Raw genomic sequence first — 25682 nt, 5'->3', positions numbered from 1 at the left:
TATCAGCTTCATACGGAAGCGCTTGACCCGGTCTGCGCGGCTGTCCGCACGCGATTCGACGAATGTCAGCCAGCCCTTGACGTCATGCCCGGTCGACTCCTCCAGGAACGCGAAGTCGGCGGCGGTGTAGCCGTCGTTGGGACGCGGCGCACCCTCTGCGGGAGGCGGCACGACTGGATTCGTGCCGGTGGCGGGGGCGGGGTCGATCGTCGAAGTCGAGGTAGAGGTGGAGACGGAAGTCGAGGCCGAGGGGTGTGAGGTGGGGGACTGGCCTGTGTCGAAGTCGAAGAGATCGGAATCGTCGAAGAGACCGGCGGGTTCGGACGCAGGTGAAGTAGGTGGAGCAGATGCAGTAGGCGACGCAGTGCGTGACGGGGTTGGCGGCGAAGTGGGTGATTGGGCGTCAAATCGGGGGGGTGCGGGCTGCTGTTGGGGGAAGGACGGCTGCGGGGCGGGTGGGGATGGTGGTGTTGCGTACGGTGACGTGGTGGGCGGTTGCGGGGGTGCAAAGTTTGAGGGTGGGGCCGCGTAGCTCGTCGGTGGAGTTGCGTAGGCCGTGGATGAGTACGGGTCGTGCAGGCTATGGCCGACGGGGTTGTAGTAGCCCGACTGATCGGAGCCGACCGGCTGGTGGGAGGCCGGGGGTGGCGACGAGAAGGCGTCGAAGACCGGGCCTGGCGCCATGTCCGGTTGCGCGGAGGGAGCCTGGCGCCAGTCGTACGCGTAGCTCTGCTCCGGCTGCTGTGGCGCCTGCTGCGGGTAGCCTGCGGGCGGCCTTGGCGGCGCGGGCAGGCTGCCTTCCTCTTCCGGATTCGACTTCCGGCGGCGTCCGGGTCCGCTCACGGCGCCTCCTCTGCGGTGTCGGCAGGTGACGGCGCGTCGGCTGACGTGGGGTCAGCCGACGTGGTGTGCGGGCGGCCTAGATGCAACCCGGCGTCGGCGGGGTCCCGATACAAGCCGCGTTTGTTGATGTACTGGACGATGCCGTCCGGTACCAGATACCACACCGGCTCGCCGTGGCGTACCCGTTCGCGGCAGGCTGTGGAGCTGATCGCCAGCGCCGGGATCTCGACCAGCGAGGCCTTGCCCGCAGGTACGCCCGGGTCGGCGAGTTGGTGGCCCGGCCGGGTGCAGCCGACGAAGTGCGCCATCTCGAACAGTTCGTCGGCGTTCTGCCAGGTGAAGATCTGCTCCAGCGCGTCGGCGCCGGTGATGAAGAAGAACTCGGCGCCCGGCGCGCGTTCGGCGCGCAGGTCCCGCAGCGTGTCCACGGTGTACGTCGGGCCGCCCCGGTCGATGTCCACCCGGCTGACCGTGAACCGGGGGTTCGAGGCGGTGGCGATGACCGTCATCAGATAGCGGTCCTCGGCTGACGACACCCGGCGATTGGTCTTCTGCCAGGGCTGGCTGGTCGGGACGAACACCACCTCGTCGAGGTGAAACAGCGACGCGACCTCACTGGCCGCCACCAGGTGGCCGTGATGGATGGGGTCGAAGGTGCCGCCCATCACACCGACGCGGGCAGGACGCCCGGACACCCCGGCGACTGTAGATGCGTACGACGCGGTCACGTCCACGGTCGGCGCGGGGCCGGACTGCGAGTGGCCGGGTTGGGGGACGCTCATGCGCACCGACCCTACCTGGCTCGCCTCGCGGTTACACCGGCACGTGGACGACTTGTCCGCTTCGCGCCGCCTTGCTCATCCGGATAACCGGTCGCGCCCGGTGCTTTTACTTGTCGCGGTTGAGCCGGGTGACGAGGAAGAGCAGGACCACAAAGATGATCATCACCACGGTCGCGTTGAGCGCCGGGTTGATGCCCGCGTAGCGGTTGTTCCCGCCCTCTGCCAAAACGGTAAGCGCGTGCACCGTGTCCGTCCTTACGTCCGATCGACTGCCGTGGCCGGTCCAGCTGCCTGGCTGGGCCAAATATAGAGCGCCGCCGCGTGCGTCGCGCGATGAGGGTGGTTACTTGCGGTTCTTGTCGTGCGGATCGCCCGAATCGCGGTATCCACGCAGGACGAACCACGCGATGAACACGACGAGCGCGAGGCCGCCGAAGATGAACAGCCTCAGGAAGATCCCGGGTGGGGTGCTGTCCGGCGTGTTGGCCGCTGCTAGGTGGATGAGATGAGTTACATGCACGAATCAGACCATACGCCATCCTCGAACTCGGCCGGGCAGCGGCGCAGGGCCGGTCGACGCGCAGCGGCGGCGGTCGAACCTTCAGCCGCAGTGAAAGCTCGGCCGAGTTCGAGGATGGCCGTTTACGCTGCGTCGGGCGACGCCTTGGCGGACGCCGGGTCGGTAGTGTGGGAAGTCGGGAACAACCCGCACTCCACCAGGGGGTCAGTCCATGTCACAGCCTTCGCAGCCCGCGGAACCGGCCGACAACGTTCCCGACCGCAACCGCAGGAGCTTCCCGCAGATCAGCTCGCGCGCCTACGAGCATCCGGCCGACCGGGCCGCGCTGACCGCGCTGCGCAAGCTCAGCGGGTTCGACACGCTGCTCAAGCGGCTCAGCGGCCTGATCGGCGAGCGCAACCTGCGGCTGATGCTGCTGGCGAACGCGGTCCAGGTCTCCGACCGCCAGTTCCCCCGGCTCGACGCGATGCTGGCCGACGCCTGCCAGACGCTGGACATCGAGGAGCGCCCGCAGCTTTTCGTGCAGCAGTTCCCGCTGGTCAACGCGATGACGATCGGGTTGGAAAAGCCGGTGATCGTGCTGACCACCGGCCTGGTCGAGCTGCTCGACGAGGAGGAGCTGCGGTTCGTCGTCGGGCACGAGCTGGGGCACGCCTTCTCCGGGCACGCGGTCTATCGCACGATGCTGATCTGGCTGATGAACCTCAGCGGGGCGGTGGCCTGGCTGCCCGGCGGCCAGCTCGGCATCCAGGCGCTGGTCACCGCGCTGCTTGAGTGGTTCCGCAAGGCGGAGCTGTCCAGCGACCGGGCCGGGCTGCTGGTCGGGCAGGACATCGAGGCGGCCGTGCGCACCCAGATGAAGATGGCCGGCGGGGCGCACCTGCACGAGATGAACCCGCTCGCCTTCATCGACCAGGCGCGCGAGTACGAGGCGGGCGGCGACCTGCGCGACTCGATACTGAAGCTGCTGCTGACCCGGGACCAGACGCACCCGTTCCCCTCGGTGCGCTCGCTGGAGCTGACCCGGTGGGTCGAGTCGGGTACGTACAACCGGATCCTCGACGGGGACTACCCGCGCCGGGACGGGGACGCCGCCGCGTCGGCGACCGAGGACGCCAAGGCGGCGGCGGACTCGTACGCCGACTCGGTGCGTAACAGCACCGACCCGCTGATGCAAAAGCTGCGTGACTTCGCTCGGGACGCCTCGGGAATCGGCGACCGCATCGGCGGCGCTATGTACCGGAGGTGGGGTCAGCGGCCGGGCGACGACGATACGCGTCCCGGACCGGACGACCCCGAGAACTGACACGGACCGCGCGCCTGATTGAGTAGGCACAGCCTGAATAGGCACCGCGAATAGACACCGTGTGTCGGCGCGTTGCGAGTCGGCGCGTTGTGAATCGGCAGAGTCCCGGTAGACCCGATCCCGAGGAGTGGCCCGCATGGGTATCAAGAACATCCCGCTGACGGCGCTGGACGGCAGCCCGACCAGCATCGCCGAGCACACCGACAAAGCGGTGCTGGTGGTCAACGTCGCGTCGCAGTGCGGGCTGACCCCGCAGTACACGGCACTTGAGGAACTGCACAAGACCTACTCGGGCCAAGGCTTCTCCGTGGTCGGTTTCCCGTGCAACCAGTTCGGCGAGCAGGAGCCGGGCACCGCCGAGGAGATCGCCACCTTCTGCTCGACCGCCTACGGGGTGACCTTCCCGCTGTTCTCGAAGATCGAGGTGAACGGGGAGAACCGCAACCCGGTCTACGACGAGCTGACCCAGACCGCCGACACCGAGGGCTACACCGGGGACATCCGGTGGAACTTCGAGAAGTTCCTGCTCGACGGCGAGGGCAACGTGGTGGCCCGGTTCAACCCGCGGGTGGAGCCGGACGACCCGCGGGTGGTCGCGGCGATCAAGGCCCTGCTGTAGGCGGTGCCGCAGATCGCGCCGTACACCGTGGGGTGACTCTCCGTCAGCCGGGCCGCGGCGGATCGCTGCCGGCTCAGGTACCTCACGAGCATGGACGGCGCGTCAGCCCTCCGCAAAACTGTTCGTATGGTGCAGTGGAAGGGTTGGCGCGCCGCCGACATGCCCGACCTGCACGGCCGGGTCGCGCTGGTGACCGGGGCGTCCAGCGGGATCGGGTTGGAGACGGCGGCGCAATTGGCCCGGGGTGGGGCCCGCACTCTGCTCGGCTGTCGCGACCCGGAGCGCGGCGCGCGCGCTCGCGAGCAGATCGTCGCACGTCATCCCGGGGCCGCGGTCGAAGTGGTGCGGATGGACCTGGCCAGCCTCGACTCGGTGGAGGACGCCGCCGAGGAGATCGCGGACCGGGCCGGCCAGTTGGACGTGCTGGTCAACAACGCGGGCCTGATGGCCCCGCCGCCCGAGCTGACCGCCGAAGGATTCGAACTCCAGTTGGGCGTCAACCACCTCGGGCACTTCGCCCTGACGGGCCGTCTGCTGCCGCTGCTGCTGGCCGCCGAATCGGCCCGGGTGGTGACCGTCTCCTCGCTCGGGCACCGGCTGTGGACCGGCGCCGCCCTGTCCGAGCCGGCCGATTTCAAGGTGCTGCCGGACGGCTCGCGCTGGCTCGGCTACTTCCGCTCGAAGCTGGCGAACCTGCTGTTCGCCCGTGAGCTGGACCGCCGGGCGCGTGCCTGCTCGGCCGCGCTGCGCTCGATCCCGGTGCATCCGGGCATCACCCGCTCCGAACTGGTCGCGAAGGCGACGATCGGGCGCCGCCCGGTGATCGGACCGGCCGCGCGTGCCTCGGCCGGTCTGAGCGCGCAGACCACCGCCGCGGGCGCTCTGCCGTCTCTCTATGCGGCGACGAACCCGACGGCGGCGGGGGGCGAGTTCATCGGGCCACAGCTCGCGGTACGCGGCACTCCGGTACGGATCAGACCGAGCCGAACCGCGCGCGATGCGAAGCTGGCCGATCACCTGTGGGTGGCGTCCGTGGAGGCGACCGGCGTCGGCTACCAGGAACTGCGTGCCGCGCACGCGTGATGTGGCTGCGCTGCTCTGACGGCAAAGTCAGCCTGAAGACGGCCTACCAAGGTGGCGGGCTACAGTGCCCGCATGGTGCATCGGACCGGCCAGGTGGTACGCAGATGGATAGGCGGGCGCGCGATCGCCAGTATCGGCGTCGGCGCCGCCGTCTTGGCGCTCGGCCTGTCCGCGTGCTCGGGCAGTAGCACCGCGAGCACGTCCGAGGGTGGATCTGCGGCGTCTACGGCGCACGACGTACCGGACGGCACGCGGCTCAAGGCGATGCTGCTCACGTCCGCCGACATCCCACACGACTTCACCGAGGAATCGATCGGCGCGCAGAACAGCGGCACGAGCCTGTCTGCCGCGGCGGCGACCGTGAACCTCGACACCGCGGACTGCAACACCGTGCTGAACCTCATCAACACGGTCGGACAGAACGGCCTCGGTGAAGCCTCGTACGCCAGCGACGCCTTTACCCCGCCCTCTGGGCTCGGCGAGTTCGACGAGACGCTGCTTGAGTTCTACGACGCGTACGCGACGACGTTCACAGGCAAGCTCGGCGCCGCGCTCACTCGGTGCAGCTCGTTCCAAGCCTCCGACGCCAGCGGTGCTACGCAGAGCGCGACGGTCAAGGTCGTCCCCGGGCCGAAGCTCGGCGACGAGTCCGTCGGCTTCACGGTCACGGTGGCGATCGGCGGGCAGACGATGGTCATGAACGGCGCGGCCGTGCGCATCGGCACCGCGGTGATGGTGGTCGACAACTCGCTGCTGCAAGGCCAGGCCACGGAAATCGACCTGCCGAAACTCGCCGGGATCCTCGCTCAGCGCGTCCGGACGCTGCACTGACAGCGCCACTGCCGGGCTTACCCTGGACCAGGAGCCTTTCCGTCGGAGCGAGAAACGGTGAGAAAACTGGCCCAGCGCACCCCAGACGGCCCTCCCCCGCCGCCGGTGGTCCAGCGGCTGCGGATCCGCTACGCGAAACGCGGCAGGCTGCGCTTCACCAGCCACCGGGATATTCAACGTGCGTTCGAACGCGCGCTGCGCCGTGCGCAGGTGCCGATGGCGTATTCGGCCGGATTCTCGCCGCACCCGAAAATCTCCTGGGCCGGGGCCGCGCCGACCGGCACCGCGAGCGAGGCGGAGTACGTCGAGATCGGGGTCGCGCGCCGGGTCGACCCCGAGGCGCTGCGCATCGCCGTTGACGCCGCGCTGCCGCCTGACCTGGACATTCTGGAGATCGTCGAGGCCGCCACACCGTCGCTCGTCGAACGGCTGGAGGCGTCGGTCTGGCGGATCGAGTTGCCCGGGATCGAGCCCGCACAGGCTCACCACGCAGTCGACGCGTTCCTCACCGCGCAGACGGTTGAGGTGAAGCGCCTGATGAAGTCCGGGATGCGCACCTTCGACACCCGTTCAGCCGTTGTGTCGCTCACAGTTGTCGAAGGCTCGGCGGACGCGGCAGACAAGTCCCTCTCGTCTGCCTGTGCGATACTGCAAGTGGTCGTCCGGCACGCGACGCCGGCCGTCCGTCCCGACGATGTCCTGACCGGACTCGGATCCGTCGGCGGCTTGGTGCCGCCGGTCGCCCCAAGGGTGACCAGGCTGGCGCAAGGTCCGCTCACTCAGGCCGCGCCCGGCGCGGCGGCAGACGCCGAGCCTGCGACCGGGCCCGGGACGTGGCCGGTGGCCGACCCGATGACCCTGGACCGGAGCGCTTCGGCGAATTCCGGGCCGTTGAGCATCAACACCCCGGTTTCCGGGGTATGACTGCTCGCAGGTGCCGCGCGTTCTGCGCGCCGGCGCCGGCACGACGGCCCGACTCGGCGAGACGCCCGATCCGGCCCACCTGACTTCAGTACGTACAGACGAGCCGCCGCGCGGCGCCGACGCCCATCGATCCGGTGGAGTCCGAGCGCCCGGTGGCCATGACGGGAGAACCACCCGAATGCTCGATCACGAGCCCAACGGTTCCGGCTCCGGCCTGGAACCCGGCCACGAGTCCACAGCGGACTCATCCGCAACAACACCGCGCCGCCGCCGCGCGGCCAGCCGTCCCGCCGGACAGCCGAAGGCCGAAGCGGGCGCTGTAGGGAGCGGTACCACGCAGAACGGCGCCGCGGGGGACAGCACCGCACAGAGCGGTGCGACCGAATCCGCAGCCGAGGCCGCCCCTGCGGCGAAGCGCGCCCGGGCCACCAAGAAGAACGCCGCCACGAAATCCGCAGCCAAGAGGGTCGGCAAGAAGGCCGCCGCGGTTGCCGAGCCGGTCGCCAAGGCGGCTGAAAGCGTGACTGCCGCCGAACCAGTTGCGATCAAACCAGCTGCGACCAAATCAGTGGCGACCAAACCAGCGGCCACCGAACAAGTGGCCGCTGAGGCCGCCGCGCCGGACGCACCGGCGAAGAAGACCGCACGGAAGACCACCACTCGCCGTCGCTCTCGCGGCGGCGAGTCCGTGGCTGCCGAGGCGGTTTCCGAAGTCACGCCGGAATCGGCCGAACCGGCGCAGGCGCGTACTGCCGCCGAGGCGCCGACGAACGCGACCGAGACCGCGACGGAAACCGGGCAGTCCCCTGCTCAGCCCGCGACCAGGGCGCGCCGCACCCGCAAGCGCGCGACGGCGCCCACCCAGCGAGCGGCTGCGGAGTTGGCGCCGCCCGCCACCGACCCGGAGCTGGTCGAAGCGGCCGAGGAGGACGCGGAGACCGCGGCGATCGAAGCGGCCGCGATCGAGGCCGCCTGGGGCGCCGACGACACTGCTTCCGACAACACAGCATCTGACGACACCGCGTCCGAAGACGACGAACTCGACGGGACGGGACTCGACGAGGACGAGGATGCGTTCGCGCTGTCCCGGCCGTCGGCCCCGGCCGCACCGCTGAGGCCCGGAACGCTGATCTTCCAGGCACCGGTCGTCGCCGAGCCGGCCCGGCGTACCCGGTCCGCCACCGCACCGCAGACCCAGCCCAAGTCGTCCACGGCGCCTACGTCGCCCACAGCCGGCGCGGGTGCGGACGAGCCGCAGCAGCCCGCAGCGACCAGCGCTGGATCCGGCGCCGACGAGGAGGAGCACGGCACCGAGCGCGAGTCGCGCCGTCGCCGCCGTCGCCGCGGCCGCAATGACCAGCAGGCCGAGGCGGTCGCAGCCGCAGGCCCGGCCGCCGACGAGTCCGACGCCGAGGACGGCGATGACGACGGCGCCGCACTCTCAGGCGAGCAGTCGGCGGACGGGTCGAGTCGCCGCCGTCGCCGCCGTCGCCGCCGGCAGACCGCCGAGGACCTGGCCGCGGGCGGCACGCAGTCCGACGACCCGCCGAACACCGTGGTCAAGATCCGGGAACCGCGCGAGCGCCGCGGCGGCCGGGCCGCCGAGCCGGACTCGATCCGCACCGGCGACGACGTACTCGGCGTGCGCGGCTCGGTGCGCTTGGCCGCCAAGCAGCAGCGACGCCGTGACGGCCGCTCCACCCGGTCCCGCCGCGCGCCGATCGTCAGCGAGGCCGAGTTCCTGGCCCGCCGCGAGTCGGTCGAGCGGATCATGGTGGTGCGCCAGTCCGCCAACCGCACCCAGATCGGCGTGCTTGAGGACGGCGTCCTGGTCGAGCACTACGTGAACCGCGAGTCGTCGGTGTCCTACGTCGGCAACGTGTACCTCGGCAAAGTGCAGAACGTGCTGCCGTCGATGGAGGCGGCGTTCGTCGACATCAACAAGGGCCGCAACGCGGTGCTCTACGCGGGCGAGGTCGACTTCGCCGCCGCCGGGCTGGAGGGCCAGCCGAAGCGGATCGAGTCGGCGCTCAAGTCCGGGCAGCCGGTGCTCGTGCAGGTCACCAAGGACCCGATCGGCCACAAGGGCGCCCGGCTGACCAGCCAGATCTCGCTGCCCGGCCGCTTCCTGGTATACGTCCCCGGCGGCTCGATGATGGGCATCAGCCGCAAGCTGCCGGACAACGAGCGCACGCGGCTCAAGCAGATCCTCAAGCGGGTCGTGCCCGAGGACGGCGGCGTGATCGTGCGCACCGCCGCCGAGGGCGCCAGCGAGGAGGAGCTGGCCCGCGACGTCGAGCGGCTGATCGCGCAGTGGGAGGAGATCGAGCGGCGCTCGCGCACCGCCAACGCCCCCGCGCTGCTGTACGGTGAGCCCGACCTGACGGTGCGGGTGATCCGCGACATCTTCAACGAGGACTTCAGCAAGCTGCTCGTCTCCGGCGACGAGGCGTACAAGACCATCCACGAGTACCTGTCCGGCGTCGCCCCCGAGCTCGCCGAGCGGCTGAACCACTGGACCAGCGACACCGACGTGTTCAACGTGTACCGCGTCGACGAGCAGCTGGCCAAGGCGCTGGACCGCAAGGTGTGGCTGCCCAGCGGCGGTTCGCTGGTGATCGACCGCACCGAGGCGATGGTCGTCATCGACGTGAACACCGGCAAGTTCACCGGCCAGGGCAGCAACTCGCTGGAGGAGACGGTCACCCGCAACAACCTTGAGGCGGCCGAGGAGATCGTCCGGCAGCTGCGGCTGCGCGACCTCGGCGGCATCATCGTGATCGACTTCATCGACATGGTGCTCGAATCGAACCGGGAGCTGGTGCTGCGCCGCCTGCTCGAATGCCTGGGCCGTGACCGCACCAAGCACCAGGTGGCCGAGGTCACCTCGCTCGGCCTGGTGCAGATGACCCGCAAGCGGGTCGGCCAGGGCCTACTCGAAGCCTTCTCCGAGACCTGCGACCACTGCAACGGCCGCGGGATCATCGTGCACATGGACCCGGTGGAGCCGCACGGCCGCAAGTCGGTGGAGCGCTCGGTGTCCATCGTCGACCACACAGACGACCACGACGAGCACGCCGGCGGCGACGTACACGCGCACGGCGCCAGCACGCACCACGTCGGCAGTGCCGCGGAGAGCCGGGCCAACAGGCGCCGACGGCGTAAGGGCAAGCACCACGAGAGTGAGGACATGGCGGCTACGCCGATGGACTCGATGAACTCGGACTGGTCGCTGGAGGCCCACGAGCCGGGCACCGCGGCCGAGGCGTCCGTTCCCGCCGCGCCGATCAACCTCAAGGCGCACGTGGACGATCCGGACGCGGTTGCCGCGACGGGCGACGAGCTGAGCAACGCGCTGATCGACACCGGACGGCCGCGCAAGCGCCGCCGCGCGGCCAGTCGGCCGGCCGGTACTCCGCAGTCGGCGGCGGAGCAGTCGGCGGCGGAAGCGTCCTAGGCGTTCAGCTGTCCGGCATTCGTCGGCGATCGTGGTCGTCAGCGCCCACGGTCGCCGACCGGCCGGAGCCAGTTTGACCGCAGCGGTACCGGGTCCGTAGGCTTTCTTTTCGGCGTGTTCCCGACACGCCCCCGTCCCGTGGCATCCCGTGCCGCGCCGGACCAGTCAATCGACAGTCTCAGCTTGTCGCGGCGACACACATCGCTCTGCGCGCAGGCGTAGGCAACCCGCAGGAGTAACGGTGTACGCGATCGTCCGCAGCGGCGGTAGGCAGCACAAGGTCGCCGTCGGCGACGTCGTCACGGTCGACCGGATCGTCGGCGCTCCGGGCACCCCGGTCGAGATGAAGGCACTGCTCGTCGTGGACGGCGACTCGGTCACCTCCGACGCGTGGGTGCTCGAAGGCGTCAAGGTCCACGGCGAGATCGTCGCCGAGATCAAGGCGCCGAAGATCGACATCCTCAAGTACAAGAACAAGACCGGCTACCGGGTGCGCCAGGGCCACCGGCAGAAGTACACGACGGTCAAGGTCACCAGCATCGACACCGGGAAGAAGTAACCTGAGATGGCACACAAGAAGGGCGCCTCGTCCAGCCGCAACGGCCGGGACTCGAACGCGCAGCGGCTCGGTGTCAAGCGCTTCGGCGGCCAGGTGGTGAACGCCGGCGAGATCATCCTGCGCCAGCGCGGCACGCACTTCCACCCGGGCGACAACGTCGGCCGCGGCAAGGACGACACCCTGTTCGCGCTCGCCGCTGGTGCAGTGCAGTTCGGCACGCACCGGGGCCGCAAGGTCATCAACATCGTGACCGCCGACGCCTGATCCGGGCACGCGGCACGCACATACCCCCGAGTACGCCGGGTCGGATCGTTCGACCCGGCGTACTGTCATGACTGGTACCTGACAGAACCGTGGTACCCGATGCACCAGGAGAGACGGAACGATGGCCACCTTCGTGGACCGCGTGATGCTTCACGTCGCGGCCGGTAAGGGCGGCAACGGCTGCGCTTCCGTGCACCGGGAGAAGTTCAAGCCGCTCGGCGGGCCGGACGGAGCGAACGGTGGCCGGGGCGGCGACGTGGTCCTCGTCGTGGACCCGGACGTCACCTCGCTGATCGAGTACCACTACTCGCCGCACCGCGTGGCCGGCAACGGCAAGCCGGGCGCCGGGGACCTGCGTCAGGGCGCGAACGGCACGGACGTCGTCCTGCCGGTGCCGAGCGGCACCGTGGTCAAGTCGAAGGACGGCGAGGCGCTGGCCGATCTGGTCGGCGCGGGCACCCGCCTCGTGCTGGTCAAGGGCGGCCCCGGCGGACTCGGCAACGCGGCACTGGCCACCACGCGACGCAAGGCCCCGGGCTTCGCGCTGCTCGGCGAGCCGGGCGAGTCGGGCGACTTCGTGCTCGAACTGAAGTCGGTGGCGGACGTGGCGCTGATCGGCTACCCGAGCGCCGGCAAGTCCTCGCTCATCGCGGCGATGTCGGCGGCCAAGCCGAAGATCGCCGACTACCCGTTCACCACGCTGGTGCCCAACCTCGGCGTGGTCACCGCGGACAACCACGTCTTCACCATGGCCGACGTGCCCGGCCTGATCCCCGGCGCCAGCCAGGGCAAGGGCCTCGGCCACGAGTTCCTGCGGCACATCGAGCGCTGCGCGGTGCTCGTGCACGTCCTGGACTGCGCGACGCTGGAGCCCGGCCGCGACCCGCTCAGCGACCTGGACGTCATCGAAGCCGAACTGGCCGCGTACGAGGAGCAGGTACAGGAGAGCGAGCGCCGGTCGGACGAGCGGGCGTCGGGCGAGCGGCGGATGGACCCCGGAACCGGGCCCGGAGACTACGGGAAGCTGTCCGAGCGTCCGCGCCTGGTCGCGCTGAACAAGACCGACATCCCCGAGGGCCGGGACCTGGCCGAGCTGGTGCGGCCGGACCTGGAGGCGCGCGGCCTGCGCGTGTTCGAGGTCTCCGCGGTCAGCCGCGAGGGCCTGCGGGAACTGGCCTTCGCCCTCGCCGAGATCGTCGAGAAGGCCCGCGCCGCGCGGCCGGCCGAGGCGGCCGGCCGCTTGGTGATCCGGCCCAAGGCGGTCGACGAGGCGCCGTTCACCCTCACCTTCGAGGACGAGCACTACGTGGTGCGCGGCGCCAAGCCGGAGCGCTGGGTGCGGCAGACCGACTTCTCGGTCGACGAGGCGGTCGGCTACCTGGCCGACCGGCTCAACCGGCTCGGCATCGAGCAGGCATTGCTGGAGCTGGGCGCGCACGAGGGCGACGAGGTGGTCATCGGCGACGGCCCCGACGCGGTCATCTTCGACTGGCGCCCAACCCTCGCCGACGAGGCCCACTACGGACCGCGCGGCTCCGACGACCGGCTTTACGGCTGAGCGGATGCGATCCGCACGGTCGGCGGCGGGTGTTCCGGTCACTGAAACGGTTGGACCGGCGCCGCCCGGCTGACCTTATTCTGAGCGCGTGAGCGAGGGTGAGCGGACAAGCAGGCGCGATGTCGTCACCGCCGCGCGGCGGATCGTGGTCAAGGTCGGCTCCTCCTCGCTGACGACCGCCGAGGGCGGCCTCGACGTCGGCCGGGTGGACGCGCTCGTGGACGCCCTGCACGATTCCGCCCTGGCTCGGCCGGGGGACGGCGCGGAGATCGTCGTGGTCTCCTCCGGAGCCATCGCGGCGGGCCTGGCTCCGCTCGGCCTGACGAAGCGCCCGCGCGAGCTGGCGATGCAGCAGGCCGCCGCGAGTGTCGGACAAGGCCTGCTGATCGCCCGCTACGCGCAGTCCTTCGCGCGGCACGGCCGCGGCGTCGGCCAGGTCCTGCTCACCGCCGACGACATGACCCGCCGCTCGCATTACCGCAATGCGCTACAGACTCTCAGCCGACTGCTGGAGCTCGGCTTCGTGCCGATCGTCAACGAGAACGACACCGTCGCCACGCAGGAGATCAGGTTCGGCGACAACGACCGGCTCGCCGCGCTCGTCGCGCACCTGGTCAACGCGGATCTGCTGGTCCTGCTCTCCGACGTGGACTCGCTCTACACCGGCGACCCGCGCAAACCGGAGAGCCGCCGCATCGCCGAGGTGCGCGGCCCCGAGGACTTGGCGGGCGTGGCGATCGGTTCGACCGGCCGCGCCGGGGTCGGTACCGGTGGGATGGTCACCAAAGTCGAGGCGGCACGCATCGCCACCGAGGCGGGCATCCCGGTCGTGCTCACCACGGCCGCGTACGCCGCACGTGCGCTCGCCGGTGAGTCGGTCGGCACGTTGTTCCACCGCACCGGCAAACGATCGGCTGCGCGCCTGCTGTGGCTCGCCCACGCCACCGCGCCGCGCGGCGAGTTGCGGCTCGACGAGGGCGCCGTGGACGCGGTGGTGCGGCGGCGTCTGTCGCTGCTGCCCGCCGGGATCACGTCGGTGTCGGGCACCTTCGTGGCCGGTGATCCGGTCGACCTGGTGAACCCCGCCGGCCGCGCCGTGGCGCGCGGCCTGGTGAACTATGACGCGGCCGAACTGCCGTCGCTGCTCGGCCGCTCCACCCGCGATCTGGCCGCGAGCCTGGGCCCGCAGTACGAACGCGAAGTCGTGCATCGTGACGACCTGGCCGTGTTGTAAGACACACTTCCCGTAACCTGGAGACTGTGACCTTGGAGGCCGTGACCTTGAAAAGCGTGGTGAACGAGGCAAGCGCCGATACCGAGTCGGACGTCATCCAGGCCGCGCGGCGGGCGCGTGACGCCGCGGCAGATCTGGCCGTGCGCACCCGTGCGGAGAAGGACAGGGCGCTGCACGCGCTCACCGACGCGCTGCTTGCCGGCTCAGCAGGCATCGTAGCCGCGAACGAGCAGGACACACGGCGCGCTCGCGAGGCGGGTACGGACCCTGGCATCGTGGACCGGCTCACGCTCACCGAGGAGCGGATCGCCTCGATCGCCGCCGCCCTGCGGAAGATCACGACCCTGAGCGACCCGGTCGGCGAGGTGGTGCGCGGCTCGACGCTGCCGAACGGCTTGGAGCTGCGCCAGGTCCGCGTTCCGCTCGGCGTCGTGGGGATCATCTACGAGGCGCGGCCGAACGTGACCGTCGACGCGGCGGGACTGTGCCTGAAATCCGGCAACGCGGTGCTGCTGCGCGGATCCTCCTCCGCGCGCGCGTCGAACACGGCACTGGTCGAGACGATGCGCGAGGCCCTGGCCGGGGCCGGACTGCCGTGCGACGCGATCCAACTGGTGCCCGGCGACACCCACGACTCCGTCAAGGAACTGATGCAGGCGCGCGGGCTGGTGGACGTGCTCATCCCGCGCGGCGGAGCGGCGCTGATCAACTCGGTGGTGTCCGGCTCGACGGTCCCGGTCATCGAGACCGGAGTCGGCAACTGCCACGTGTACGTGGACGCCGACGCGGACGTCGACCTCGCCGTCGAGCTGCTGATCGACTCGAAGGCGCAGCGCTACAGCGTGTGCAACGCGGCGGAGACGGTGCTGATCCACGCGGACGTGGCCGAGGCGTTCATGCCGCGTGCCCTCGCCGCGCTCAAGGACGCGGGCGTGACGGTGCACGGAGACGAGCGCGTCGCCGCGTACAGCGCGGACGTGGTTCCGGCCACCGAGGACGACTTCTACACCGAGTACCTCTCACTCGACATCGCGGCGGCGGTCGTCGATTCGCTGGACGCGGCGATCGCGCACATCCGCAAGTACTCCACGGACCACACCGAGGCGATCGTCACGCGCTCGCAGGCGGCGGCCCGCGCGTTCACCGCGCGCGTCGACTCGGCGGCGGTGCTCGTGAACGCCTCTACCCGGTTCACCGACGGCGGCGAGTTCGGGTTCGGCGCCGAGATCGGCATCTCCAACCAGAAGCTGCACGCGCGCGGCCCAATGGGGCTGCCCGAGCTGACCTCCACGAAATACATCGTGATCGGCGACGGCCAGACCAGGGCGCGGCACGCGAACAGCTGAGAGGGTGCACGGGATGGCTTGCCGGGCGCCGGCCGCGTGCGTTGCACCGTCGCCATCCATCCCGCGCACCCTCTCGGGCGCGCCCGCCCCCTACTGATCTCACCACATTTCAGTTACATTTCCTCAGTGACCGAGCGCTTCCCCCAGCAGCGCAACCGTTCCGCGCACCGCCGCGCAGACGCAAGCCAGGTCCCTGCCGTGGTTGAGCATCCCGCATCCGAGAACGCAGCGTTCGACGATGACGACACCGGTGCGGTGTTCGACGAGTCCTTCGTCGCGGCCGCCTTGGTGCACGAGCCGTCCGCCGAGGTCCGTGCGCTGCATCGGCACCGGCTGCCCGATCAGCGCACCGACGAACCCTTCGAACCCCTGTCCGGGCTGCCGCTCCAATGGTCGGTGCGGCCTTCGCACCAGTTCGCCGCACTGCGACTGTGGCCGGCGATCCTGGTGACAGCGTGCGTTCTCGCCGCCGCCACCGCCTTGGTCATACTGCTGCGATAACTGCTGCGATTGACGCGCCGAGGTCACGCTCCAGACACCCCCGGCGACTCACCCCCAGTCAGCTCGGCGCGGGCCCAGACACTGGCCCGACTCAGACCAGGGCCAACTGTTTGCGATAACCCTCCAGCCGCTCGGCCAACTCGACCGGACGCGCGAGCGCGGGCAGGTGCCCGCTGTCCATCTCGTCCGGCACCAGGTCCAGCCGCTCGCGCACGACGCGGCGCTGGAAGTCCGCGGGGAAGAACCGGTCCTGACGGCACAGCAGGAAACGTGTCGGCACGTCCGGCCACCGTTTCACCGGCCAGGGCCGCGCAAATGGCGTACTGGACTGCCTGGTTTCACCCCGACTGAAAGCCGCCTCGACCAGTTCCGGCGGCACGTCGTGGAAGAACGTGCTCCTGACGTCGAATTCCGCACCCACCGGCCGGCCGTCGCGCGCGTCGTTCTCGTCCTTGGCCCGCTGCCAGCCGGTGTTCTCCCACCACTGACCGCCGGACTCCCCCGGTTTCGGCACCATCGCCGCCACCAACACCATCAGGTCCACAGGCACGCGCTCGCACACCATCGGCGCGGTGAAACCGCCCATCGACTGCGCGACCACTATCAGTGGCCCGCGATCCACGATCGCCTGCGCCCACCGATCTTCCATCGCACGCACGACCGTGTCGGTGTACTCCTCGAACCCCGCCGTGTCGTCAGACGCGGGCAGACTGGGCACGATCACGTCGTGCCCGTTCGCGATCAGCAACGGCAGCACCCGATGCCAGTACCAGGAGTCTGACGCCGCGCCGTGGATCAGCACGTAGGTGGCCACCGCTGTCGCTCCTTCCACCCGCTTCCGCTCGGTCCGTCAGGATCAGCGTATACGGCGGCTCCGACACTCCTCAGCGCCCAATCCTCGGCAGCTCAGGAGAAGTCGGGCACCCCCATGCGCGCGGCGTCGGCGGAGTGGTCGTCCGGTTGGAGCTGGGACTCGCGCTCGGCGGCGATCTGGGCGGTGTAGTGGGCGATCTCGCGCTCGATCCGGTCGACGTCCCAGCCGAGGCTCTCGGCCATCAACTCGGCGGCCGGGCGGGCCGAGCGGACCCCGCGATCGAAGGTCTCGAAGCTGATGCGGGTGCGCCGCGCGAGGACGTCTTCGAGATGGATCGCGCCCTCGTGTGACGCCGCATAGACCACCTCGGCGCGCAGGTAGTCGTCGGCGCCTTCAAGCGGCTGGCCGAGCGAACGGTTCTTCTCGATCAGCGCGATCACCTCTTCGGTCAGCGAGCCGTACCGGCGCAGCAGGTGCTCGATGCGCGCGACGTGCAGACCGCTGGCGGCCGCGATGCGGGCCCGGCTGTTCCACAGCGCCGGATAGCCGTCCGCGCCGAGCAGCGGAATGGTCTCGGTGCACGACGTGGGGCCGCGGCGGTCGAGCCCGTGCACCGCGGCGTCCACCGCGTCAGCGGCCATGACGCGGTACGTCGTGTACTTGCCGCCGGCCACCACCACCAAGCCGGGTGCCGCGTGCGCCACGACGTGCTCGCGGGACAGCTTCGACGTGTCGTCCGACTCGCCCGACAGCAGCGGCCGCAGCCCAGCGTAGACGCCCTCGACATCCTCACGGGTAAGTTCGGTCGTGAGGATCCTGTTGACGTGGCTGAGCACGTAGTCGATGTCTGTCGCGCTCGCCGCCGGGTGCGCCTTGTCCAGGTTCCAGGCCGTGTCGGTCGTGCCGATGATCCAGTGCCGCCCCCACGGAATGACGAACAGAACCGACTTCTCCGTGCGCAGGATGATGCCCGAGGCCGATTGGATGCGGTCCTTGGGCACGACGAGATGCACGCCCTTTGACGCGGTCACGTGGAACTTGCCGCGTTCACCGACCATCGCCTGCGTCTCGTCGGTCCACACGCCGGTAGCGTTGACCACCTGCGCCGCCTTGACCTCGAACTGGCCGCCGGTCTCCTCATCACGGACCACGGCACCGGTGACCCGCTCCCCCTCCCGCAGGAAGCCGATCACACGAGCACAGTTGGCGACGTGCGCGCCGTACGATGCGGCCGAACGCACCAGCGTCGTAACGAACCGTGCGTCGTCCACTTGGGCGTCGTAGTACTGGATCGCACCGACGAGCGCGTCCTTTCGGAGCGCCGGTGCGATACGCAGCGCATGACGCCGAGTCAAGTGCCGGTGCGGGGGCAGCCCCCTCCCATGTCCGGAGGAGTAGCTCATGGCGTCGTACAACGCCACACCGGAGCCTGCGTAGGCGCGCTCCCACCCGCGCCCGGTGAGCGGATAGAGAAACGGCACGGGCCGAACCAGGTGCGGCGCGAGGCGCTCGATGAGCAGCCCGCGCTCCTTGAGCGCTTCACGCACCAGTGAGAAGTCCAGCATCTCCAGGTAACGCAGGCCGCCGTGGATGAGCTTCGAGGACCGGCTCGACGTCCCGGAAGCCCAGTCGCGCGCCTCGACCACGCCGACCGACAGTCCGCGGGTGACCGCGTCAAGCGCGGTCCCGGCGCCGACCACGCCGCCCCCGACGACCAGCACGTCCAGTTCGGTCGCGGAAAGCGCGGCCAGCGCTTCTCGCCGCTCTTCGGGTCCGAGCTTCGCACTGCGCATGCTTCTACGATGCCGGGTTCGAGCGTCGGCGCGCTATGCGAGTTACGCCACTAGTCGCGGTTTCGCAGGTACCGCAGTTCTACGACCCCGTCGCCGGCGGCGGTGCTGGAGACCAAGTCGAGCTGGTAGGACTCGGGGACGCCGTCGAACAGCCGAGTACCGTGGCCCGCGACATAGGGGTACACGCTGAACTGGAGCTCGTCGATCAGGTCGAGCCGCATGAGCGAGCGAAAGAGGCCGACCCCGCCCCAGACCACGATGTGGCCGTCGCCGCCCTGCCTGAGCTTGTCGACCTCTTCCGCCGTGTCACCGGCGGCGATGGTGCTGTTGGCCCAGTGGGCCGTCTTCAGGGTCCGGGAGAAGACGACCTTGCGCCCGGCGGTGAGGATGCCGGAGAACGGGTGGTCGGTGGACGCCGTCATGGCCGCGGCGATGGACTCGTAGGCGGTGCGGCCGAAGACGTGTGCGTACGCGCCGCGGAGAAAGTCCAGCTGCGCCGGGTCGTCGGGCTGCCGGTTGTAAGGCAGGCTGAAGCAGAACTTCCAGAACTCGGTGTCCTCATCGGCCAGAAGTCCGTCGAGGGAGTAGTTGAACACCGTCGCAATCAGCTTTCGCATGACCAGAACTCCGTACTCTCGGGGTGCCCGCGGACCGTGCTTGCCGCCTAAGAGGTGTTTGAGCTGTGGAGTCGGATCAGGGCGCGGTGTCTGGCGCGTGCGATCACAAGGCGGAGTGGGATGCCCAAACTGGAGATTTGAGCACCGCTCGACGACTAGGCGAGCATGCGTGACAGGCGCCACGACCCCGGCCCCACAGCTCAAGCACCCCTGACACTAACGCGGCCCTATGACACCGTCAGTTCGACGCGTTGGAATTCCTTCAGGTCGGAGTATCCCGTGGTGGCCATCGCCCGGCGCAGGGCGCCGAACAGGTTCATTGTGCCGTCGGCGGTGTTGGAGGGGCCGACGAGGATCTCTTCGATCGTGCCGACCGTGCCGAGGTGGGTGCGGACGCCGCGGGGTACCGAGCCGTGCCAGGCTTCGGCGCCCCAGTGGTGGCCGCGGCCGGGAGCCTCGGTGGCGCGGGCCAGCGGTGAGCCGATCATCACGCCGTCGGCGCCGCACGCGATGGCCTTCGCGATCTCGCCGCTGCCGCCCATCGCGCCGTCCGCGATGACGTGGACGTAGCGGCCGCCGGACTCGTCCATGTAGTCGCGCCGGGCCGCCGCCACGTCGGAGATGGCCGTGGCCATCGGGACCGCGATGCCGAGGACGTTCCTGGTGGTGTGCGACGAGCCGCCGCCGAAGCCGACGAGCACGCCTGCCGCACCCGAGCGCATAAGGTGCAGCGCGGCCTTGTACGTCGCGACACCTCCGGCCACGACCGGGACGTCGAGGTCGTACACGAACTGCTTGAGGTTGAGCGCCTCGGCGTGGTGCGAGACGTGCTCGGCGGACAGCGTCGTGCCGCGGATGACGAACAGGTCGACGCCCGCGTTGACGACCGTCTTGTAGAACTGCACCGTACGCTGCGGCGAGAGGGCGCCTGCGGCGACCACGCCCGCGTCGCGGATCTGCTTGATCCGCGCGACGATCAGTTCCTCCTTGACCGGCTCCGCGTAGATCTCGCGCAACCGCTTGACCACGCGCTCGGCCGGGAGACCCGCGATCTCGGCGAGCAGCGGCTCGGGGTCGGAATACCGGGTCCACAGGCCTTCGAGGTCGAGCACGCCGAGGCCGCCGAGCCGGCCGAGCTCTATGGCCGTGGCCGGGGAGACCACCGAGTCCATCGGCGCGGCCAGGAACGGCAGGCGCAGCTGGTAGGCGTCGATCTGCCAGTCGATCGACACGTCCTCGGGGTCGCGGGTACGCCGTGACGGCACCAACGCGATGTCGTCGAAGCCGTACGCCTCGCGGGCGCGCTTCGAGCGACCGATCTCGACCTCGGACACGATGGACCCTCTTCCGGCGCGGCGTAAAAGTGCGGTACCGGACCGACTTTACCGTTCGGCGGGTTACCGGAATCGGTGCGCCAGCCTCGAAGAGCAACCGAACACCGCATCGCTTCGAGGCTGACCGGGGCCGCGACGCAGGGGCGGCCAACGCACAGCGGCGGACGACCCTACAGCTGCGCACAAAGCCCCAGACAGCCCCGAAGAGCGCTTAAACACCGCATCTCTTTGGGGCCGGTCGGGGCCGCGGCGCAGGGGCGGCTGACGCGCAGCGGCAGACGACCCTACAACCGCACGCAAAGCCCCGGCCGACCCCGAAGAGCGCCTAAGCACAGCATCAGTGCGTGTGGTAGTTCGGGGCCTCGATGGTCATCTGGATGTCGTGCGGGTGGCTTTCCTTCAGGCCCGCCGAGGTGATCCGCACGAGCTGGGCCTGCTGGAGATCGGCGATGGTGCGCGCGCCGGTGTAGAACATCGCCTGCTTCATGCCGCCGACGAGCTGGTGCGCGACGGCTCCGAGCGGGCCACGGTACGGTACCTGGCCCTCGATGCCTTCAGGGATCAGCTTGTCGTCCGTGGAGACGTCCTGCTGCGCGTAACGGTCGCGCGAGTACGACTTACCCTCCGCCTTGCCGCGTGAGGACATCGCGCCGAGCGAACCCATGCCGCGGTACAACTTGTACTGCTTGCCGTTGATGAAGATCAGGTCGCCGGGCGACTCCTCGCAACCGGCCAACAGCGAGCCGAGCATGACCGTGTCCGCACCGGCCGCGATGGCCTTGGCGATGTCGCCGGAGTACTGGAGGCCGCCGTCGCCGATCACCGGGACTCCGGCCGGCCGCGCGACGAGCGCGACCTCGTAGATGGCGGTCACCTGGGGCATGCCGACTCCGGCGACCACTCGGGTGGTACAGATCGAGCCCGGCCCGACGCCGACCTTGACCGCGTCCACTCCGGCGTCGATGAGCGCCTGAGCGCCGACACCGGTCACCACGTTGCCGCCGATGACGTCGATGTGGCTGTTCGCCTTGATCTTCGCGATGGTGTCGCACAGGCCCTTCGAGTGCCCGTGCGCGACGTCCGCCACGATGAAATCTGCGCCCGCGTCTGCGAGCAGCATCGCGCGGCGGAACGCGTCGTCGCCGACGCCTACCGCCGCCCCGACGACAAGACGGCCTTCGGCGTCCTTGGTGGCGTTGGGGTACTGCTCGGTCTTTGTGAAGTCCTTGACCGTGATCAGGCCGTGCAGCTTCCCTGCGGCATCGACCAGCGGCAGCTTCTCGATCTTGTGCGCGCCCATCAGCTTCATCGCCTCGGCGCCCGAGATGCCGACCGGGCCGGTCACCAGCGGGGCCTTGGTCATCACGTCACGCACGAGGCGCGAGTAGTCCGTTTCGAAGCGCAGATCGCGGTTGGTCACTATGCCGATCAGTAGGCCCTCGTGGTCCACCACGGGCAAGCCGCTGATGCGGTACTTCGCGCACAACGTGTTCACGTCGGCCAGCGTGGCGTCAGGGCTGATGGTGACAGGCTGGGTGATCATGCCTGACTCGGAGCGCTTGACCATGTCGACCTGCGCGGCTTGGTCCTCGGCGGGCAGGTTGCGGTGCAGCACGCCCGCGCCACCCTGGCGCGCCATGGCGATCGCCATCCGGGCCTCGGTCACCGTGTCCATGGCGGCGGAGACCAGCGGGATGCGCACCGACAGGTTCCGGGTCAGCCGGGCGGTGGTGTCCGACTCGCCGGGGGCCAGGTCCGAAACGGCCGGCACCAGCAGCACGTCGTCAAAAGTCAGCCCCAGCAGGCCGAATTTCTCGGGGATGTCAGAGACGGACACGGAAGCCTCCGGTGGGGTCCGACGGCGGGGAGGTGTTCAGTCTAACGGCCCAGACCGACCCGCTAATCCCGTTGGCTGAACCCGCGACCTCACTCGTCCGGCCCTGGGATCTCACTGGACCTCACTGGACCTCAATCGTCCAATTCCCGGTCGGGGTCAGGCTCCGGCGCCGCACCCGCGCTGTCCGCGCTGCCCGTTCCATGGGACATGTCCGTTCCATGGAGCGTCTGCGCAGTCGGGGGCCACGGCTCGCTTCGGTCAGCGAACCAACCCCCAGCGGAATCCGAGGGCCACTGCGTGCGCTCGGTCGGACGCGCCGAGCTTCTTGAACAGGCGCCGCGCGTGCGTCTTGACGGTGTCCTCGGACAGGAAAAGGTCGCGGCCGATCTCCGCGTTGGAGCGGCCGTGGCTCATCCCTTCCAGGACCTGGATCTCACGGGCCGTCAGCGTCGGCGCCGAGCCGACTTCCGCCGGGCGCAGCCGGCGCGGGGCGAGCCGCCAGGTCGGGTCGGCGAGAGCCTGCGAGACCGTGGCGCGCAGTTCGGCCCGGGATGCGTCCTTGTGCAGGTAGCCGCGGGCGCCGGACGCGACGGCGAGGGCGACGCCGTCGAGGTCCTCCGCCATGGTGAGCATGATGACCCGGGCGGTGGGGTCGGTCGAGACCAGGCGGCGCACCGTCTCGACCCCGCCGAGGCCGGGCATCCGCACGTCCATCAGGACCAGGTCGACCCGGTCGGCGGTCCACCGGCGCAGCACCTCCTCGCCACTGCTCGCCGTGGTGACCCGGTCGACACCGGGGACCGTGGCCACCGCGCGGCGCAGCGTTTCACGGGCGAGCGGTGAGTCGTCACAGACCAGGATGGACGTCATTTGTGCCTCCACGCACTGTGGATAACTTGCTGCCAGGCAAGCCGCGGATGTGTATCGAGCGGGCCGGAAACCGGCGAGCGCACCCACCGGGTGGGGGTTCCGGCCCTCTCCGTCCTGACTCAACGAGCGTCACCCGAAAGCGTTACGCACAATCGGGTGGTGAATTCGGGACCACCCCAGCTCAAGATCGATTTTTTCTATGAAACCACGTTCACTCGCTCAGCCGTACGGGACCGCGCTTGGGCAGGTAAACCGCACAGCGGGGAGACAGACAGCTGTGACTGTTTGTAAGCTGCGACTGTTTGGTGACCGACTGTCATCGCAGATCCAGTTTGGACCCCGGCGTCTGAGTTTGGGAAGCCCTGAGCGGCTCAAATCACGGTGGCCGCCAGACTTTCCGCCGCTCGAACCAGCGCGGTGGCGCGCGCCACGGGCACGCCAGAGCGCATGAGGCGAGCCACCACGGCAAACCGTACGACGTCCATGGCGGTATACGCAGCGTCACCGACGAGATCGTGCGGAACTCCGGTCCGCTCGGCGATTTCCGCTCCACTGTAGCTGCCACGAAACTCGGAGCGAGTGGCGATTCCGCAGGTAGGAGGGTTGACCGGTAGGCCATTCGGGGAGGCCGCACTGGGCCGTTCGTAGGTCAGACACACATCGCTCCCTTACCTAACAAATACATGGGTATAGGCCTCAGTACCGATAACTCCACCCTTACCGGCGAACGCCTTGTCATGACATGTCCAATCACCGGATGACCTGCGAATTCGACGGTTTCCACCGGACACGTACAGCGACCGAGCAGTAACGGGCGGCGCCAAGGGTGCCGAGAACGAGGAGGGACAGCGGCGATGGCCGATTTCTCACGGCTCCCCGGCCCGAACGCGGACCTTTGGGACTGGCAGCTGCGCGGTCTGTGCCGAGGCAAGGACAGCTCGCTCTTCTTCCATCCCGAGGGTGAACGCGGTGCGGCCCGGTCGAGCCGCGAGACCGCGGCGAAGGAGATCTGCATGAATTGCCCGGTGCAGATACCGTGCGCCGACCATGCCTTGAAAGTGCGGGAACCGTACGGAGTGTGGGGTGGGATGACCGAGGAGGAGCGCGAGGAACACCACGCGCGGCAGAAGGCACTCGTGCGCGCTCAGGCTGCCCGGGACAAGGCGGCACGGCTGCGGCAGGAGCAGATGAAGGAGAAACTGCTGCGCAAGAAGGAACTGGAGAACGAGCGCAAGGAGGCGTCGCGGTCCGCAGTGGTGATGGAGGCTGCGACGATGGAGGCCGTGGCGGTGAAGGCTGACGCCGGGTCTCCGGCGCTGGTGAAGGCTGACGCGTTGGCGAAGCCTGACACCGTGAGCAAGAAGGATGCCGTGGCCGCGGCGACGACGGCGCCCAGGAACGGGGCGGCCAGGTCAACCCGTCCGGCTGCCAAGAAGCCGACCACGCGCAAGAGCAGCAAGACCCTGGTCAAGGCCTGAACGAGCGGGGCTCCCGTATCCACGTGGATTACGGGAGCCCCGCTGTGCCGGTACCAACCTCGCTGTACCAGTACCAACACTGCACCGGTACTAATTCGGTACTTATTTCTTCGCTGGTACTAATTCAGCTGATACTAATTCGGCGGCCCTGCTCAAACTCGAACTGCCGCTGATCGGCGTCAGTGGCTGTGACCGTGGCCGTGCGAGTGGCCCTCGTCTTCCTTCGGAGCCGGCTTCTCGACCACCAGGGTCTCGGTGGTCAGCAGCATCGAGGCGATCGACGCCGCGTTGGCCAGCGCGGAGCGGGTGACCTTCACCGGGTCGATGACGCCAGCCGCGATCAGGTCCACATACTCGCCGGTGGCGGCGTTGAGGCCCTTTTCGGCCTCCAGCCCGGACACCTTGTCGGCGACGACGTAGCCCTCGTACCCGGCGTTCTCGGCGATCCAGCGCAGCGGCTCGACCAGGGCCTTGCGGACCACGGTCACGCCGGTCGCCTCGTCGCCGCTCAGGCCCAGCTTGTCGTCCAGCACGGAGACCGCGTGCACCAGGGCGGCGCCGCCGCCGGCGACGATGCCCTCCTCGACCGCGGCGCGGGTGGCCGAGATCGCGTCCTCAAGGCGGTGCTTCTTCTCCTTGAGCTCGACCTCGGTGGCCGCGCCTGCCCGCAGGACGGCGACGCCGCCGGACAGCTTGGCGACCCGCTCCTGCAGCTTCTCCTTGTCCCAGTCCGATGTCGAGTTCTCGATCTCGGCCTTGAGCTGGCGAATCCGGTCGTTGATCGCGTCCTGCTCGCCCGCGCCGTCGATGATCGTGGTCGTGTCCTTGGTGACGGTGATCCGGCGCGCCTTGCCGAGTACGTCGAGCCCGGCAAGCTCAAGCTTCAGGCCGACTTCCTCGCTCACGACCTGGCCACCGGTGAGGATCGCCATGTCCTCGAGCATCGCCTTGCGCCGGTCGCCGAAGCCAGGCGCCTTGACCGCGGCGACATTGAGCAGGCCGCGGATCCTGTTCACCACGAGCGTCGACAGCGCTTCGCCGTCGACATCCTCGGCGATGATCAGCAGCGGCTTGCGTGACTGCGCGATCTGCTCGAGCAGCGGCAGCAGGTC

The 25682-nt window shown here is 69.4% G+C and carries 22 protein-coding genes and 1 pseudogene; 13 read left to right on the top strand and 10 right to left on the bottom strand.

What is annotated here, in order from left to right; all coding sequences use genetic code 11:
- Positions 1-839 precede the first annotated feature (839 nt).
- From nadD to VGS97_RS13950, 3 genes are all read right to left on the bottom strand, one after another.
- Positions 840-1625, bottom strand: a complete 786-nt coding sequence (nadD, locus tag VGS97_RS13960) for a nicotinate-nucleotide adenylyltransferase (RefSeq protein ID WP_326853881.1) — start codon at positions 1623-1625, stop codon at positions 840-842.
- Between the two features lie 106 nt (positions 1626-1731).
- Positions 1732-1869, bottom strand: a complete 138-nt coding sequence (locus VGS97_RS13955; protein ID WP_326853879.1) for a hypothetical protein — start codon at positions 1867-1869, stop codon at positions 1732-1734.
- 99 nt (positions 1870-1968) lie between these two features.
- On the bottom strand, positions 1969-2145 hold the full coding sequence (locus VGS97_RS13950) for a hypothetical protein (protein ID WP_326853878.1): 177 nt from the start codon (positions 2143-2145) through the stop codon (positions 1969-1971).
- A gap of 211 nt (positions 2146-2356) precedes the next feature.
- Here VGS97_RS13950 and VGS97_RS13945 point away from each other — a divergent pair, with 211 nt between their 5' ends.
- The 12 genes from VGS97_RS13945 (at position 2357) to VGS97_RS13890 (ending at position 15827) form a co-directional block, all read left to right on the top strand.
- A complete protein-coding gene (locus VGS97_RS13945) occupies positions 2357-3451 on the top strand; it encodes a M48 family metallopeptidase (RefSeq protein ID WP_326853876.1) in 1095 nt (364 codons plus the stop codon).
- Between the two features lie 136 nt (positions 3452-3587).
- On the top strand, positions 3588-4070 hold the full coding sequence (locus VGS97_RS13940) for a glutathione peroxidase (protein ID WP_326853874.1): 483 nt from the start codon (positions 3588-3590) through the stop codon (positions 4068-4070).
- 126 nt (positions 4071-4196) lie between these two features.
- Positions 4197-5153 (top strand): oxidoreductase, encoded by a 957-nt coding sequence (locus VGS97_RS13935; RefSeq protein WP_326853872.1) that lies wholly within the window; start codon positions 4197-4199, stop codon positions 5151-5153.
- Between the two features lie 72 nt (positions 5154-5225).
- On the top strand, positions 5226-5984 hold the full coding sequence (locus VGS97_RS13930) for a hypothetical protein (protein ID WP_326853871.1): 759 nt from the start codon (positions 5226-5228) through the stop codon (positions 5982-5984).
- A gap of 66 nt (positions 5985-6050) precedes the next feature.
- Entirely contained in the window at positions 6051-6908 is an 858-nt protein-coding gene (locus VGS97_RS13925) for a TIGR03936 family radical SAM-associated protein (protein ID WP_349262127.1), read from the top strand.
- Positions 6909-7086: 178 nt separating this feature from the next.
- Entirely contained in the window at positions 7087-10365 is a 3279-nt protein-coding gene (locus VGS97_RS13920; RefSeq protein WP_326853869.1) for an Rne/Rng family ribonuclease, read from the top strand.
- Positions 10366-10606: 241 nt separating this feature from the next.
- Complete coding sequence (gene rplU / locus VGS97_RS13915; protein ID WP_326853868.1) at positions 10607-10924, top strand: 50S ribosomal protein L21; 318 nt, start codon at positions 10607-10609, stop codon at positions 10922-10924.
- A 6-nt stretch (positions 10925-10930) separates the two neighbouring features.
- A complete protein-coding gene (rpmA, locus tag VGS97_RS13910; RefSeq protein ID WP_326853867.1) occupies positions 10931-11188 on the top strand; it encodes a 50S ribosomal protein L27 in 258 nt (85 codons plus the stop codon).
- Positions 11189-11309: 121 nt separating this feature from the next.
- A complete protein-coding gene (gene obgE / locus VGS97_RS13905) occupies positions 11310-12746 on the top strand; it encodes a GTPase ObgE (protein ID WP_326853866.1) in 1437 nt (478 codons plus the stop codon).
- A gap of 88 nt (positions 12747-12834) precedes the next feature.
- Positions 12835-13980 (top strand): glutamate 5-kinase, encoded by a 1146-nt coding sequence (proB, locus tag VGS97_RS13900; protein ID WP_326853865.1) that lies wholly within the window; start codon positions 12835-12837, stop codon positions 13978-13980.
- 47 nt (positions 13981-14027) lie between these two features.
- Entirely contained in the window at positions 14028-15326 is a 1299-nt protein-coding gene (locus VGS97_RS13895; RefSeq protein ID WP_349262126.1) for a glutamate-5-semialdehyde dehydrogenase, read from the top strand.
- A gap of 126 nt (positions 15327-15452) precedes the next feature.
- The gene (locus tag VGS97_RS13890) at positions 15453-15827 is read left to right on the top strand and encodes a hypothetical protein (protein ID WP_326853863.1); all 375 of its coding nucleotides are present in this window, start codon (positions 15453-15455) and stop codon (positions 15825-15827) included.
- Positions 15828-15918: 91 nt separating this feature from the next.
- On the opposite strand, the gene VGS97_RS13885 is transcribed toward VGS97_RS13890, so the two are convergent.
- The 6 genes from VGS97_RS13885 to VGS97_RS13860 form a co-directional block, all read right to left on the bottom strand.
- Positions 15919-16641, bottom strand: a complete 723-nt coding sequence (locus VGS97_RS13885) for an alpha/beta hydrolase (protein ID WP_326853862.1) — start codon at positions 16639-16641, stop codon at positions 15919-15921.
- 92 nt (positions 16642-16733) lie between these two features.
- On the bottom strand, positions 16734-18434 hold the full coding sequence (locus VGS97_RS13880; RefSeq protein ID WP_326853861.1) for a glycerol-3-phosphate dehydrogenase/oxidase: 1701 nt from the start codon (positions 18432-18434) through the stop codon (positions 16734-16736).
- A 50-nt stretch (positions 18435-18484) separates the two neighbouring features.
- Positions 18485-19051, bottom strand: a complete 567-nt coding sequence (locus VGS97_RS13875; RefSeq protein WP_326853859.1) for a dihydrofolate reductase family protein — start codon at positions 19049-19051, stop codon at positions 18485-18487.
- A gap of 227 nt (positions 19052-19278) precedes the next feature.
- Positions 19279-20385, bottom strand: coding sequence for a GuaB3 family IMP dehydrogenase-related protein (locus VGS97_RS13870; protein ID WP_326853858.1), 1107 nt, complete (start codon positions 20383-20385; stop codon positions 19279-19281).
- 337 nt (positions 20386-20722) lie between these two features.
- Complete coding sequence (guaB, locus tag VGS97_RS13865; RefSeq protein WP_326853857.1) at positions 20723-22222, bottom strand: IMP dehydrogenase; 1500 nt, start codon at positions 22220-22222, stop codon at positions 20723-20725.
- 258 nt (positions 22223-22480) lie between these two features.
- Positions 22481-23092, bottom strand: a complete 612-nt coding sequence (locus VGS97_RS13860; RefSeq protein WP_324840749.1) for a response regulator transcription factor — start codon at positions 23090-23092, stop codon at positions 22481-22483.
- 854 nt (positions 23093-23946) lie between these two features.
- Here VGS97_RS13860 and VGS97_RS29575 point away from each other — a divergent pair.
- A pseudogene (locus tag VGS97_RS29575) lies at positions 23947-24261 on the top strand (WhiB family transcriptional regulator); the annotation flags it as partial.
- A gap of 488 nt (positions 24262-24749) precedes the next feature.
- Here the strand turns inward: VGS97_RS29575 and groEL are convergent.
- The coding region (groEL, locus tag VGS97_RS13850; protein ID WP_326853855.1) for a chaperonin GroEL at positions 24750-25682 on the bottom strand (933 nt) is incomplete at its 5' end.

The organism is Actinocrinis sp., assembly GCF_035946395.1.
Lineage (GTDB): Bacteria > Actinomycetota > Actinomycetes > Streptomycetales > Catenulisporaceae > Actinocrinis.
Note: the sequence above shows the minus strand (reverse complement) of the source record. Positions and strands in the feature narration are given on the sequence as shown.

Bases quoted from the DNA above. Each gene is read 5' to 3' on its own strand.
- VGS97_RS13860 (WP_324840749.1), bottom strand. From the start codon at position 23,092: ATGACGTCCATCCTGGTCTGTGACGACTCACCGCTCGCCCGTGAAACG.
- obgE (WP_326853866.1), top strand. From the start codon at position 11,310: ATGGCCACCTTCGTGGACCGCGTGATGCTTCACGTCGCGGCCGGTAAG.
- VGS97_RS13930 (WP_326853871.1), top strand. From the start codon at position 5,226: ATGGTGCATCGGACCGGCCAGGTGGTACGCAGATGGATAGGCGGGCGC.
- rpmA (WP_326853867.1), top strand. From the start codon at position 10,931: ATGGCACACAAGAAGGGCGCCTCGTCCAGCCGCAACGGCCGGGACTCG.
- VGS97_RS13940 (WP_326853874.1), top strand. From the start codon at position 3,588: ATGGGTATCAAGAACATCCCGCTGACGGCGCTGGACGGCAGCCCGACC.
- VGS97_RS13945 (WP_326853876.1), top strand. From the start codon at position 2,357: ATGTCACAGCCTTCGCAGCCCGCGGAACCGGCCGACAACGTTCCCGAC.
- nadD (WP_326853881.1), bottom strand. From the start codon at position 1,625: ATGAGCGTCCCCCAACCCGGCCACTCGCAGTCCGGCCCCGCGCCGACC.
- VGS97_RS13880 (WP_326853861.1), bottom strand. From the start codon at position 18,434: ATGCGCAGTGCGAAGCTCGGACCCGAAGAGCGGCGAGAAGCGCTGGCC.
- VGS97_RS13935 (WP_326853872.1), top strand. From the start codon at position 4,197: ATGGTGCAGTGGAAGGGTTGGCGCGCCGCCGACATGCCCGACCTGCAC.
- VGS97_RS13875 (WP_326853859.1), bottom strand. From the start codon at position 19,051: ATGCGAAAGCTGATTGCGACGGTGTTCAACTACTCCCTCGACGGACTT.
- VGS97_RS13920 (WP_326853869.1), top strand. From the start codon at position 7,087: ATGCTCGATCACGAGCCCAACGGTTCCGGCTCCGGCCTGGAACCCGGC.